The sequence below is a fragment of the Chamaesiphon sp. OTE_8_metabat_110 genome (assembly GCF_031382685.1).
Classification (GTDB): domain Bacteria; phylum Cyanobacteriota; class Cyanobacteriia; order Cyanobacteriales; family Chamaesiphonaceae; genus Chamaesiphon.
The window spans coordinates 1-13,748 of sequence record NZ_JANMZA010000150.1; the positions used below are offsets into that span (position 1 = coordinate 1).

Sequence of the window (13,748 nt, forward strand, 5' to 3'; positions counted from 1 at the left end):
GGATGCGGACAATCAAGTATTAGTAGAATTGTTAGAGCAGCATGGCATTAGCGATCGAGTTACCTTGCTCGGTATGCGTAGTGACATCCCTGCAATCATGAGCGCTTTAGACGTCCATGTCCTCTCTAGCGCTTATGGTGAAGCCTGTCCGAATGTGGTCGCCGAAGCGATGGCTTGTGAGACACCTTGTATCGTGACTGCCGTTGGGGATTCGGCGCTACTCGTCGGCGATACTGGCTGGGTGGTGCCGCCGAGTCATCCGGCAGAATTGGCAACTGCGATCTCTCAAGCTATTGACGCTCGCGCGGCTGGTTCGACCTGGACTCACAGACAAGCCAACTGTCGCCAGCGAATCGAATCGAACTTCAACTTACAAAGTATGGTGCAAGGGTACAACAGCGTTTGGCATAATGCGGTTTCATAGTCATAACCCGTCGGCAACGGCGGGGCTGAGTTGTCTTGATTTAGCGTCAGTGCGGGATCGGAAACGCCTGGAGACTGGAAGTCTCGGCTCATGGTGCAAAGTCCGCCTGTCTGTCTTGTCTCGCTTCCATGGTCGGGAAACCCGACCGGAGCGAGCCGCTTGTCTCGCTAAACCGTCGGGAAACCCGACGAGCGCGAGCCGCTACGCGGACTGAATTAATTAGTCCGCGTAGCGAAAAGTGCGGGAACAGGGGCGCGAGCTTTGCGGGGGAAGCTTCCCCCGCAAACGTCGCTTGTTTCCCCTGTCTTGTCGTTTTCTTATTCGGCGGCGTTTTATGCGGGGGTTCCCCCCGCATAAAAAACGCCAAGACGGGGGAACCCCCGAATAAAAACGCCGCAAGTAGAGCACCTTTTCAAGACAGGCGGACTTTGCATTCCGAGCGGCGATTTCAATCGCTGTGTCCCAACCGCCAAGGCGGTTGCTACACTTAGCAAGACAACTCAGACTTCGATCGTCGATCGATAATCGCACAGCGCCAGATACTCATCTACCGCACGCTCGGCAGAAAAATACCGACCCCGCTCGATCGACGCCGATTTACTCATTGGTACTTCCAGCGTTTGCAGCATAGCATCTGCTAGGGCGCTAGCATCGGCGATCGGTACCAATAACCCATACTTACCATCAGCTAAGATTTCTTGCGGCCCTGACGGACAATCGGTAGCCACCACCGCGCAACCACAAGCCATCGCTTCGATCAGTACGGTTGGCAATCCTTCCCAGCGGGATGAGAGTACAAACGTCGTCGCTTTGGACATATAAGCATAGGGATTTGGCACGAAACCGGGCAGAGATACATCCGCACCGATGCCTAGTTCGGCGATTTGGGCTTCGAGCGCACTGCGATTTTCACCCTCACCCAAAATTAGCAACCGCGCGGCGTGACGTTGGCGGACTAGTGCAAACGCGGCAAGCAAGTTGGCAAAATCTTTCTGCGGTGACAATCTGCCGACTGCTAAAAACACTGGGGGACTGTCGGGGGCAAACCAAGGGTGTTCCACAAGTGCCTGCGCCTTGGCAATCAGTTCGCGATCGACAACCGGATTGTAGACGGTTTTAACGGTTCCGGGCGAGAAATTTAGTTGGGTATCTAGATCTTCAGCGACACCTTGAGACACGCCGACGATCGCATCAGCACGCGGATACAGTAACTTCATGATTGGCGGCAAAAATTTACTGCGCCGCAATCTGGACTTACTTGCCGAGAGGGTATCATGCTCTACTACTACTAACTTCGTCTTACTCCGTGCCAGCTCTTTCGCCAAGATCGCCGCAATGTTGGCATGATTCATATGCGAAACTAGTGCCAACGGCTGAAATTCGCGCAGGTATCGAGCCAAAGCTGGAATTGCCTTAGTTACCCGCCCCGTCCCTAAGTTTACCAGTTGGACGCGCTCTGGTACCTGGTCTAAATAAGGCCCCTCTGTAGCGGCGACAACTAGATCTAGCAAGAGTCCGTCGCGTTCGAGCATCCCAGTGAGCAAGTTGAGGGCGACGCGTTCGGCACCACCGCCTGCAAGGTTGGGCAGAAAAAAAGCGATTCTTTGTTCTAACATAAATACTCCACGAGCGATCTATTAATAATTCCCACAGCCGGATGATTCGTTCGCGGCTAAATATTCTAAGTAAGTAGGTGCGATTATTTATAAAACAGGTTATGCCTGAAACCTGGTTGGTGGGCAGTGCCCACCCTACTGGCTCGACACTACTGGCTCGACACGACTAAAAATGTGGGTAAAGCGATCGCCAAACATATTACTAGTTGTATTTTTCAGCGTTCTGAATGCCCACAGTTTTAGTCGTGTCGTCCCACTACTGAAACTCTCCCCTGAATGCCCACAGTTTTAGTCGTGTCGTCCCACTACTGGAACTGAAACTATCCCCTATCCCCTATTCCCTATTCCCTTCTTGTTACTGGCTCTGTTGCTGTTAAAATTTCAGTTAACTTTTGTTTGTGTTCTTGACGGATCGTGCGCAGTTGCGCTTTCTGCTGTGGCGAAAGATTCAAACTGTGCCAACCCTGCTCGATCGCCTGACGGTGGCGGTGTCTGGCTTGGTTTTGAGCTTGTTGTGCGGGAGTGAGGATCGCGTTCATCTCGTGCCGTTCGTCGTGCCACAACTGACTAACTCTAGCTCTTTGCTCGCTAGTTAACTGGAGGTACTGGATCTTTGCCAGCGATATCCCCTGTTGCCAGCCCGCGATCGCGTCTAATTTAGCTGCTTGGATGGGGGTGAGGATCGCCTGAAATCGCTGCATATAGGCTTGCCGAATGGCTCTGAGTTCGGCTTGACGATCGAGTCCTAATTCATCACTATCGAGGCTTGGTGGTGGCGATTGACGGTGCTGTTGGATTTGGTGAAATACTTGCTGTTGCTCGGGCGTGAGGACGGCATTAATCCGATCGATCTTCGATTGATTTAGTTGGGCAATTTGGGCTGGGCGATCGAGATCCAGACTGAGACTATCGACTCGTTCGAGATTGCGGAGTACAAAGATCGCCAAAAATCCAAATGAGAATATATAGACAAAACTAGTCGATAAAGCAATGCCCGCAACTCCCAGCCATTGCATGAACAGGTAATTTAAACCGATATTAATAATTAGATTAAAAGCCGAGCCGACGATCAAAATTTGATTTTTACGCATGGCGGAAATCAACCGCACCACCAGCATACAACCGATATAAAAGGGAATTTGGATCGCGAAGCAACTTTGGATTTGGGCAACGAGCTGGGTATCAGCAGCCGTAAATGAACCGCGTTGCAATAGCACTCGCACGAGTGGCTCGGAAAATAAGACAATCGCCCCAGTTAACGGGATACTCGCCACAAAAATCAGCAGTAAATAGTGTTTGAGTGAGTGACGGATACTTTGCCAATCATTGCTAGCCACCATCTTAGAAAAGTAGGGCATCACTGCTGTACTCAATGCCGTACTCGCGATAATAATCGGTAGCGTCACCATCCGGCTGCCATATTCGAGTGAGGCGACACTTCCCGAGGGTAACATTGCCGCCATCGATCGATCGATCAATCCCGTGCTACACATCAAAAATGAGCCGACAATTGCTGGCGTATACTGACTGGCGACCTCGCGCATCTGCTCGTTAAATCCATACCACTTCGGGATCAAGGAAAAACCTTGACGCTGCAATAATACGCCAATGAGCAGCATTTCCAGCAGTTGACCGCCAACCATCCCCGCAACGAGATTAAATACGCCCCAAGACGGCAATCCGAATAACAAGATAATGGTGACTACTGGCGTGATCGTCGGTGCTAGCGCCACTAGGGCAAATCGCTCGCCAGCATTCAGGACAGCTCCCCAAATCGAACCAATCCCCGTGAGTAACAACATCGGCGAGATCGCCCACAGCAGATTGTTAGTCAATGCTAATTTATCGGCACTAAACCCATTGGTGAGTGCTGGCAGATAAATCGGGATGCTAAACAGCATCAACAATGTCGTAATCAGCAGTAAGCCGATACTCCAGACTGTTGCGCCAGCAAATAGTTGCTGAGCTGACTTTAGCCCGGCTTGCTCTCGCACCTTGATATAAGTGGGAATGAGTGCCGAGTTAAATGAGCCAGCGATAATATTGAGGACAAAAGACGGAATAGTTAACGCAATCAGAAAGGCATCGAGGTCATCCGCTGTCCCAAATTGGGCAGCAACAACTAGTTCTTTAACGATCGCCAGTAATTTAACGAAGATCGTTCCCATGCCGACGACAATTGCCGCACCCAAAATCCGACTATTCATCGAACCACTACTAAGCTTTTTCCATAGTTCGGGTATTTTTTGCAATCGAGCGATTTTCATTATTTTCTGATTCAGGTCGGGGATTAAGCTACAGACTTAGATTCTAACTAGGTCTAATCGCGATTTTGGGAAATGATTTTTTGGTTGCGTGCTGGTGGTAAATATAATGATGTCCGTGACATTGATGGTGCCAATTGAAAATTACGGTTCGTATGTTTGAGATACCACTTTTGATTGGTATTCATGGCGGCAAGTAGCGCCATACTCGCTAATGTATATCGTTCGGCTAACACCTCATGACTGAATAGTCCCCATAAACCCAAAAAGACTACAAAACAAACTAAAATCGTCCGTTCTTCGCCTCGATTGCGGTAGACGACTGATAAGATCGCTCCTGGCAAAAATAGCACTCCCAAAATGCCATTATCCGCCAAGTGGTAAAGATACATATTGTGGGTAGATACCTCCGAAACAGTCCATTTACGAGTCGAGGCTAGTCCATTTCCCCAGAATGGTTTTCTACCAAAAGAGATCCAACCGCCAGCAGCCACAGCTTGCCGTTCTAGCGCCGAATCTTCTGAGAGCGAAGGGTTTTGAAACTCTTCTAGTCTGTTGACGATATCCCAGTTAGCACCGCTGGGATCGCCTTTAAAGTAGTCTGTGAGTGTCCGGAGTGGGTTGAGCGATATCAATAAGAAAATGAAGACGATCGCAGGTAACAGCACTTTGCGGCGCTGCTCGCAAATCACTCGACCGATAACTAATAAGATGGTACAAATCACCCAACCGAGAATGGCTCCCCGCGAAAATGTCGCCATAATTCCAATCCCCGCAACCAAAATTGAAATCCAGCGATAGGGCTTTTTGATAACAGTTAGACTTAACAGCATTGCTAACATTAGAGCGCAGCCTGTCTTGTTGGGATCGACATAGAATCCAGCGGGACGACCGACATTGACTTCCGTAAATACGCGGGGATTTAATAGTTCAAATAAGTTGTTGCCGACACTCATCAGCATGACTACTAGGATTGTATATTTGACTTGAATTACCGATTTTTGTTGGTAAATCGAGTACATCATCACGACGAACAAAACTGACAAAACTTTAGATCTAAAGTCAGTTAGTGATATTTCATCAGCACTAACTGTCATCAATGACAGCAGTGAAATTAATAGATAAAAAACCATCCATCCCAGCAGGGGCTTGGGTAGATTCGCAGCTTTCTTTAGGAATGGGATCGCTAAAACAGCGATCGCGCCGATCCAAACTAGTGGCACGATCGGGATGACTGGCGCTACAAATAAGTAATCGGGGAGATCTGAGAAAAACAAAAAAGTCGCAACGATCGATAATATATATTGATATCGATCGGCAAAAATTTTAACTTTGCTTCTTGGCGCGACAAATTGTTCGTATAAGTTAGATGACATCGGATAAATAAATAAATAGTTAAGATCGATTCTTATCGATCTGTAAGTAACATATAAGACCAGGTTAACTTAAAATTTTGCTAATATAAAGTTAGTAGAATTAGACTTGAAACTGGCATAAAAGTTCGCACCCTTGGCATCAATTCTCATTCTGAGAGGCTACGCCAACGGCGATCGCTCGATTGGATGTTTTGCTGCTATCTTAGCTGATGTGCGGCACGAGCGACATCAGCTAAACGATGCAAAATGGCGATCCAAATTCAGCGCCGACTTCCTCAGTCCACTACTGAAGCTGGCGATCGGCAATACATTTTGTAGTTGAACAACACTAAATCAGCACCACATATGAAGCGTTTGAATTCTTACCTGTGGGCGATCGGTTGGATCGCCATGATGCCGCTCGGCTGTACGAGTAGTAGCGATCTAGCTAGCATCACAGTATCTGCTCCAGAGCGTCGCGACCCAGAGCGGACAACAGTTTTGGCAAAAGCCCCCAAACCCACAACTCTAATTGACTCTAAATCCGTCAATTATGTGGCAACTTCAGCCGCATTTCTCAATCCCGAGCGGGGATTTCACAATGATATCGAACTGATGAGCGGTCGCGACTTTGGCTATGTTCGCAGCAAAGGTCATTCGCTCTCACGCGCCTTGATTCGCTTAGATGACTACCGCAATCGCCCGCTCCCCGCCACCTTCCTCGCCCAATTAAATCGACAATTTCAACTCGTCCGCGCCGCCGGGATCAAAGTCATTCCCCGCTTTAGCTACAATTTTCCGACAGGAGACGGTGATGTCTCAAAATCGCCAGATGCCAGCCTCGAACTGGCGATCGAGCATATCAACCAGCTTAAACCCATCCTGGGGCAGAATGCCGATGTCATTGCGACGATCCAAGGTGGTTTTATCGGTGCTTGGGGTGAATGGCATAGTTCCGCCAATGGACTCGATCGACCCGCGCCCAAAGCTAAAATTTTAGCAGCACTGCTCGCCGCAACGCCCAGCAGTCGGATGGTGCAGATGCGATATCCTCACGATCTCAGGACAATCTATCCCCAACCCCTGAAACTCACCAATGCTTTTAATGGCAACCGTCAAGCGCGAGTCGGCTTTCATAATGATTGTTTTTTAGCCAATCGATCGGATGCGGGCACTTATTACCCCAATCCAGCCGAACTCCAAAGCTATATTAGTAAAATTTCGCCATTTATGGCAGTCGGGGGCGAGACTTGTCAGGTGACACCAACCGAACACCGGAGTAATTGTCCGACAGCCGAAGCCGAGTTAGCTAAATTTCATTGGAGTTACATCAATGCTTATTTTTATGAGCCAGATCTCGATCGCTGGCGCAAAGAAGGCTGTTACGATCGGATTGCCCGCAATCTAGGCTACCGATTACAGCTTCTACAGTCCAGATTTCCCGCCCAAATCCAGCGCGAACGCACATTAGCTGGTAATTTTACGGTTCAAAACGTCGGTTATGCCAGTCCTTACAACCCTCGGGGTTTGGAATTGATTGCCCACCATCGGCAAAGTGGCAAGGTCTATCGGCTCCCCCTGCTCAAGCCGAGGAGCAAAACTCACGATCCGCGATTTTGGCTGCCCCAAGCTGGCAAAATCTCAGTGGATGTGCAAGCTCAAATTCCCCAGGCGGCACCGTTAGGAACGTACGAGCTGTTGCTAAACCTCCCAGATCCGCTGCCCAAACTCGCCAATCGCCCAGAGTACTCGATTCGCTTGGCTAACGAACAAACGTGGGAAGCTAAAACCGGATTTAATTCACTCCGTCGCACAGTTCAGGTAACTAGATAAGTCGCCTTCAGATCTACGCGAAACGTCGCGATTGCCCCCGGTAGGCTGTGCCTACGGCAGGCTACGCCAACGCCAACGACGGCATTAATATTGCTAAATTTACGCCATTTTCAGTAAGACGCTAGTAATATTTTTTACATTAGTTTAAGGTAGTATTGATGTATGATACTACATATTCTACTGTGAGAGAGCGATTTGATGCCGTTATCTGAATCACAAACATCAATGAGAGTTACTTTAGTTATTTATGGATTAGGCAGTGGTGGCGCAGAGCGAGTCATGTCTATTATCGCCAACTACTGGGTCGGTCAGGGTTGGGATGTAACTCTAATTATGCTAGTCGATCCGACTAAACCACCCTTTTACCCGCTAGATCCCCGCGTCAAAATTCAGTCGCTGGGGATTGCCACAAAGTCTAGCCATCCGCTGGAGGCGATCTTTGCTGCGGGTTGGCGGGTTAGGGTGTTGCGACGAGCGATAGTTGCCAGCCAACCTGATGCTATCGTCAGTTTTATGAGTGCTGTCAACGTCCATACCATCCTTGCTGGCTGGAATTTAAATATACCGATAATTGTCAGCGAACATACTTATCCTGGCGCGATCGATATCAACCGGATTTGGCAACTACTGATGAAGTGGTCTTATCGTCATGCCGATCTAGTTACCGTCCTCACTCAGAATGCTATCCCTTTTTACCCACCAGCGGCTGGATATCAGACGATCGCGATTCCCAATCCCATTTTGACGCCAGCGCCAGCGATCGAGACAGCCCGATTATTAGCTACGCCCAGTCTGATTGCCGTTGGTCGGCTCGAACATTGTAAGGGCTTCGATCTGCTGCTGAGGGCATTTCACCAACTTCAGGCGAAATACCCCCAGTGGCAGCTCACTATTCTGGGTGAAGGCAAACACCGCGCGGCTCTAGAAGAATTGCGATCGCAGCTAGCATTAACCGATCGCGTCCATTTTCCCGGCGCTGTGACCAATGTGCGCGAGTATCTGCATCAAGCAGATTTATTTGTGCTGTCATCTCGCATCGAGGGCTTTCCGATGGCGTTGTGCGAAGCGATGGCTTGTGGTTTACCCGTGGTGGCTGCCGATTGTCTCAGCGGCCCTCGGGATATTATTGAGGATGGGGTCAATGGTGTCTTGGTCGCAACTGAGGATATCGCTGCTTTGGTCGCTGGATTGGATGCTTTGATGTCCGATCCGGCTCGCCGTCACCACTTGGCCCAACATGCGCCGCAAGTTCTCGCTCGCTTTGGCTTAGAACGGGTGATGGCGACCTGGACGGAGGCGATCGAAAAATCGATCTATCGTCGTCAATACTCTCAGCGAACATCCAAGTCACTCTAACCGATTTTCATCGATATTACACATGCCAATTTCTCAGATTAAGGGCAGGATCGTTGCCGTTTATAATTACTTCATGGCGCTGTTGCCAGTAAGATTAGCAAATCAATTAATTTGGATCGATCGACAATCCAATTGGTCGATCTCGATCTATGAAGGTCAGAGTTTTCAAAACCTTCAGCCAACAACAGTAGTTACCAATCCCGTACTCACTCGCCGCGATGTCACTGATATTGTGGCGGCATTTGTCGCCGATCCATTTCTAGTTAGAGGTGCTAATGAGTGGTTGATGTTCTTTGAAGTCTTCAATCATCACAGTCAAAAAGGGGAGATTGCTTTTGCGCGCAGTCAGGATGGTTATCGCTGGAATTATCAGCAGATTATTATCGCTGAAGACTTTCATCTTTCATATCCCTATGTCTTTGAATCTGGATCTACTTGGTACATGATTCCAGAATCCTGTGAGGCAAATTCAATTCGATTGTATCGCGCTAAAAAATTTCCAGGCACTTGGGAATTTGTCCAGGAAATCTCGATCGGCAGTCGGTTTGTCGATGCTTCGATCCTCAATTTTAATGATATCTGGTGGTTGTTTGTCGGGATCGAACCGACAGAAGGCAGCCCCTGCAATCTCATGAAATTGTATTATGCCGATAGTTTATTGGGTGAATGGGTAGAGCATCCTCAGAGTCCGATCGTCAAAGATAGTGTGGAGATTTCCAGACCAGCAGGTCGAGTCCAAATTGTTGCCAATCGCCCGGTTCGGTTCGCGCAAGATTGTACTAAAACTTATGGATATAATGTGAGGGCAATCGCGATCGAGTCTTTGACCAAATCGACATATATAGAGGCGCAAATACCCCTAGATAGTCATTATTTATTTAAGCTAGGAACGATGTCGTGTAACCACATTGGGATGCACCACATCGATTTCGTCAGCACGGATGACGATCGTTGTATTGCTTGTGTTGACATGCGGTAATGGAGACTTAACCACTATTACTTTTCTGGAGATAAGTCGATGCTGTAAACTTTTTTACCGTCTAAATTGTGATGTGCCACAGTCATCACTTGACTCTCACCACTAATCTTAACTCGCCCAAAAAATTGCAGTCCCGCAGTGGGTGGAATGTTTTGGGGACTTCCGGGTGGGACACTGCTAAACTTGACCTGTGGGCCGAAAGTATTATCTAATTCATTCGGCCCAAAAGTACCTGCATGAAGTGGCCCCGTCACGAATTCCCAGAAGGGATAAAAATCTTGAAACTGTGCTAGGTTTGGATCGTAGTAGTGCGCCGCTGCATAATGTACATCTGCGGTGAGCCAAACGACATTCCGAATTTGATTGGATTTGATGAATCGCAATAACTCAGCGAGTTCTAATTCTCGTCCGAGGGGCATTCCATTACCATTGGCAGCATTTTCAAATGCCTTGGCACCATCGCGAATCATTAAGCCAACGGGCATGTCACTCGCAATTACTTTCCAGGTTGCTTGGCAATTGAGTAAGCTTTGCTTTAACCATTGCAGTTGTTGGTTGCCTAAGAAAGCTGTTTCCGAACTTGAATTTGGCTGGCGATTCGGGGAATTTTGACCACGCTCGCTCCGTTTATCTAACATGAAGATTTCGAGTGCCGAGCCATAGTTGAAGGAGCGATAAATCTGCGTGGGATTGCTCCCGCTGAGCAGAATCGGCGCGTACTCTAAAAAGGCTTGTTTGCCCCGACTCGCGAGTAGATTTACATCTTTGACCTTGTAGCGATCGTCATTTTCAATTATTTGATTGGGATACCAATTATTGCGGATTTCGTGGTCGTCCCACTGCACTAGCTGGGGTACTTCCGCATTAAATCGCCGGACGTTTTCATCCATCAAATTATAGAGATAATTGCCGCGAAATTCCGCGATCGTTTCCGCAACTTTAGATTTTTCTGCCGTGACTAAGTTGCGCCAAATTTTACCATCTGCCAGTTTAACCTCAGATTTAATCGGGTTGTCTGCATAGATTGTATCTCCTGAGTGAATGAAAAAATCTGGCTTCAGTCGTCGCATTGCCTCATAAATTCTCATCCCCCCAAAGTCAGGATTAATGCCCCAGCCTTGCCCTGCGGTATCTCCGCCCCATACAAACGTGATGTCTTTGCCTATTTGGGGAACTGTCCGAAAGGATCCGCTGGTGGGGGCGCTGATGAGCTTTTCGTCATCTAGATCTTGAAATCGAACTCGGTAGAAGACGGACTGCCCAGTGGGTAGTCCGGTGAGGGTCAGACGCGCAGTGTAGTCACTCGCTGCTAATGCCACTGACCCGCCGATCTGTCTGGAGTTGCGGAATGTGTCATTGTCAGCATACTCTACCAACATCCGCGCAGGCCTGTTGCTGCGACTCCAGATGACAGCACTACCCTGAGTGATATCCCCACTCGCGATACCGTAAGAAATTTTAGGACGCAGTTTGTCGGATGGTACGATCGCGGGTGCAGAATGGATAAAGCTAGCGTTGGTCAGCAAGTTGGCGGCAATCGTACCGCTACCAGCGAGAGTCGAACGAATCAAAAATTGCCGACGCGATTGACTTGCCATAGTGCCTCACTGGGTAATTACTTTTTGTCGTACATTATTTATGTATCATTATTGTAAGCGATTTTGCTGGCGAGCAAATAAATATAATTACTGAAGAAAACCTGGCGACGATCGACGAAAAAGTCCAATATTGTTATGCCTGCATCCTAAGTTAAAAAACCTAAATATTTAGGCGCGATCGCGATCGATTACTAATAATTTTTGTCATTAGAACATCGAAAGTAGCAGTCAATTTCGGCACTAAATTGATGAATGTCTGTAAACTGTTAGAATGAAGTTTAAAGATAAACACCCTGTTAGAGCTGCAATTAGAGCGATCGTTGATGAAAGTTACATTAGTTATTTATGGATTATGGGGTGGTGGCGCAGAACGCGTCATGTCGATCGTTGCAAATTACTGGGTTACTCACGGTTGGGATGTAACTTTGATTTTACTAGTTTCACCTACTAAACCACCTTTTTATCCATTAGATGCTCGCATCAAACTCAAGCCGTTAGATGTGGCTGGAGATTCGGCAAATGTGCTGGCAGCTATTGGCAACGCTTGGCAGCGGATATCGGTATTGCGGCGCGAGATTATTGCCAGTAAACCTGATGTGGTCATCAGTTTTATGAATTCTGTCAATGTTTATACGATCGCTGCCTGTGCGATGTTGAATATGCCAACGATTGTCAGCGAGCATATTTATCCTGGGGCGAATGATGCCAACAAAATTTGGCAGTTCATGATGAAGTGGACTTATCGCTATGCGGATTTAGTTACAGTTTTAACTCAAAATGCACTGCCATTTTATCCAGCAAAACAAGGGTATCGCACAATAGTGATGCCCAATCCAGTCATTCAGCCAGATCCTGTCCGGGATACGACGCGGTTGTTGACCAATCCAAGCTTACTCGCCATCGGCAAACTCCATCCTCAAAAAGGTTTCGATCTCTTACTCGCAGCGTTTCACAGACTTCAACCTAAATACCCCGAGTGGCAACTGACGATCCTCGGTGAAGGCGATCTCCGATCGGAATTAGAAGATCTCCGCACCCGATTGCAATTAACCGATTGCGTTCATTTTCCCGGTTTAGTCACCAATGTCCGCGAATACCTCAGTCAAGCGGATTTATTTGTGATGCCATCGCGATTTGAGGGCTTTCCGATGGCGTTGTGTGAGGCGATGGCTTGCGGGTTGCCCGTGCTGGCTGCCGATTGTCTCAGCGGCCCTCGGGATATTATTGAGGATGGGATTAATGGGGTCTTGGTGGCAACTGAGGATGTCGATGCGTTGGTCGCCGGATTGGATGCCCTGATGTCCGATCCGGCTCGCCGTCAGCAGTTAGCGAAAAATGCGCCGCAAATTCTCGATCGCTTTGGGTTGGAGCAGGTGATGGCGATCTGGCAAGAGGCGATCGATCGAGTAATCTCGCGCCGACGACGTTAGGGACGAAAGAGGTGGTGGTGGTGGGGATGATACAAGCGCGATCGCGTCTGGTTGACATTTCCATCAATTTGTGATAAAGCGGGACTGATAATATACATCGTCGTCCGGACGAGATGTTCGCGGGCAGTAACTGTTGCCATCTCCGTCAGGGGCACGATCCAGATTTGCTCGTCCTCCCAGCCGACGCGAAAACAGATGGCAACTGGTGTCTGGGGCGGATAATGCTGGAGGAGTTGAGCCTGCGCCGTCTCGACGTGGCGGGCGGCTAAATACAGGCACAAACTTGCCTGATGAGCGGCTAAACTCGCCAAATCTTCAGCCTGGGGCACCGCCGAAGCGTTACCCATCGGACGCGTGAGGATAATCGTCTGGACGATCTCCGGGACAGTTAATTCGGCTTGGATCCTCGCCGCCGCCGCTTGAAAGGCGCTAATTCCCGGCACTAATTCGATCGATACCCCCGCCGCCCGAAAAGCCTGGATTTGCTCGGTAATCGCACTATACAACGTCAAATCGCCAGAATGGAGCCGCGCGATCGTTAAGCCAGAGCGGACGCGGGCGACCACAATTTCGACAATCTGTTCGAGGGTGCGATCGCTGGTTTTGATGATTTCGGCATCTGGGCGGGCGCATTCTAACAGCCGCTCGGGAATCAAGGAATCGGCATACAAAATCACCGCCGCAGTAGCAATAATCCGCTGTCCTTTGACAGTTAGTAAATCTGGATCGCCAGGGCCAACACCGATAATATATACATTCGGGATCGATCGATCGTGCTGTGCTAATGGCAACTCGGTATTTTCGCTCATTTAGCTATGATACAACGCTCCCACATCAAATCCGGTTTGTACAACTTACGAACCTCAGCCCTCACCCCCAACCCCTCTGTCTTG

At 48.7% G+C, this 13,748-nt stretch carries 12 protein-coding genes; 6 read left to right on the plus strand and 6 right to left on the minus strand.

The genetic code is table 11. The features are described from left to right. The coding region (locus RMO52_RS05525) for a glycosyltransferase (protein ID WP_310411658.1) at positions 1-424 on the plus strand (424 nt) is incomplete at its 5' end. An 88-nt stretch (positions 425-512) separates the two neighbouring features. Here RMO52_RS05525 and RMO52_RS05530 read toward each other — a convergent pair. From RMO52_RS05530 to RMO52_RS05545, 4 genes are all read right to left on the minus strand, one after another. Continuing rightward, positions 513-779, minus strand: a complete 267-nt coding sequence (locus RMO52_RS05530) for a hypothetical protein (RefSeq protein ID WP_310411661.1) — start codon at positions 777-779, stop codon at positions 513-515. Positions 780-924: 145 nt separating this feature from the next. Further along, entirely contained in the window at positions 925-2,040 is a 1,116-nt protein-coding gene (locus tag RMO52_RS05535) for a glycosyltransferase (protein ID WP_310411664.1), read from the minus strand. A 341-nt stretch (positions 2,041-2,381) separates the two neighbouring features. Next, complete coding sequence (locus RMO52_RS05540; protein WP_310411667.1) at positions 2,382-4,307, minus strand: lipid II flippase MurJ; 1,926 nt, start codon at positions 4,305-4,307, stop codon at positions 2,382-2,384. Positions 4,308-4,360: 53 nt separating this feature from the next. Continuing rightward, entirely contained in the window at positions 4,361-5,680 is a 1,320-nt protein-coding gene (locus tag RMO52_RS05545) for an O-antigen ligase family protein (RefSeq protein ID WP_310411670.1), read from the minus strand. A gap of 133 nt (positions 5,681-5,813) precedes the next feature. Between RMO52_RS05545 and RMO52_RS05550 the strand changes: the two genes are divergently transcribed. From RMO52_RS05550 to RMO52_RS05565, 4 genes are all read left to right on the plus strand, one after another. After that, positions 5,814-6,002, plus strand: a complete 189-nt coding sequence (locus RMO52_RS05550) for a hypothetical protein (RefSeq protein ID WP_310411674.1) — start codon at positions 5,814-5,816, stop codon at positions 6,000-6,002. A gap of 23 nt (positions 6,003-6,025) precedes the next feature. Beyond that, positions 6,026-7,492, plus strand: a complete 1,467-nt coding sequence (locus RMO52_RS05555) for a DUF4832 domain-containing protein (RefSeq protein ID WP_310411678.1) — start codon at positions 6,026-6,028, stop codon at positions 7,490-7,492. 198 nt (positions 7,493-7,690) lie between these two features. Then, positions 7,691-8,848 carry a glycosyltransferase family 4 protein gene (locus tag RMO52_RS05560; protein WP_310411680.1) on the plus strand — a complete coding sequence of 386 codons (1,158 nt, stop codon included), beginning with the start codon at positions 7,691-7,693 and terminating at the stop codon, positions 8,846-8,848. A 22-nt stretch (positions 8,849-8,870) separates the two neighbouring features. Continuing rightward, entirely contained in the window at positions 8,871-9,827 is a 957-nt protein-coding gene (locus RMO52_RS05565) for a hypothetical protein (protein WP_310411683.1), read from the plus strand. 17 nt (positions 9,828-9,844) lie between these two features. Here the strand turns inward: RMO52_RS05565 and RMO52_RS05570 are convergent, their stop codons facing one another. Further along, on the minus strand, positions 9,845-11,425 hold the full coding sequence (locus RMO52_RS05570) for an alkaline phosphatase D family protein (RefSeq protein WP_310411687.1): 1,581 nt from the start codon (positions 11,423-11,425) through the stop codon (positions 9,845-9,847). 323 nt (positions 11,426-11,748) lie between these two features. Here RMO52_RS05570 and RMO52_RS05575 point away from each other — a divergent pair, with 323 nt between their 5' ends. After that, on the plus strand, positions 11,749-12,855 hold the full coding sequence (locus RMO52_RS05575; RefSeq protein ID WP_310411690.1) for a glycosyltransferase family 4 protein: 1,107 nt from the start codon (positions 11,749-11,751) through the stop codon (positions 12,853-12,855). On the opposite strand, the gene cobM is transcribed toward RMO52_RS05575, so the two are convergent. Further along, positions 12,852-13,664 (minus strand): precorrin-4 C(11)-methyltransferase, encoded by an 813-nt coding sequence (gene cobM, locus RMO52_RS05580; RefSeq protein ID WP_309738577.1) that lies wholly within the window; start codon positions 13,662-13,664, stop codon positions 12,852-12,854. The genes RMO52_RS05575 and cobM overlap by 4 nt on opposite strands. Positions 13,665-13,748: the final 84 nt, after the last annotated feature.

Coding starts and splice junctions, on each gene's coding strand:
- RMO52_RS05535 (WP_310411664.1), bottom strand. CDS start 2,040: ATGTTAGAACAAAGAATCGCTTTTTTTCTGCCCAACCTTGCAGGCGGT.
- cobM (WP_309738577.1), bottom strand. CDS start 13,664: ATGAGCGAAAATACCGAGTTGCCATTAGCACAGCACGATCGATCGATC.
- RMO52_RS05570 (WP_310411687.1), bottom strand. CDS start 11,425: ATGGCAAGTCAATCGCGTCGGCAATTTTTGATTCGTTCGACTCTCGCT.
- RMO52_RS05545 (WP_310411670.1), bottom strand. CDS start 5,680: ATGTCATCTAACTTATACGAACAATTTGTCGCGCCAAGAAGCAAAGTT.
- RMO52_RS05530 (WP_310411661.1), bottom strand. CDS start 779: ATGCGGGGGGAACCCCCGCATAAAACGCCGCCGAATAAGAAAACGACA.
- RMO52_RS05575 (WP_310411690.1), top strand. CDS start 11,749: ATGAAAGTTACATTAGTTATTTATGGATTATGGGGTGGTGGCGCAGAA.
- RMO52_RS05560 (WP_310411680.1), top strand. CDS start 7,691: ATGCCGTTATCTGAATCACAAACATCAATGAGAGTTACTTTAGTTATT.
- RMO52_RS05555 (WP_310411678.1), top strand. CDS start 6,026: ATGAAGCGTTTGAATTCTTACCTGTGGGCGATCGGTTGGATCGCCATG.
- RMO52_RS05565 (WP_310411683.1), top strand. CDS start 8,871: ATGCCAATTTCTCAGATTAAGGGCAGGATCGTTGCCGTTTATAATTAC.
- RMO52_RS05540 (WP_310411667.1), bottom strand. CDS start 4,307: ATGAAAATCGCTCGATTGCAAAAAATACCCGAACTATGGAAAAAGCTT.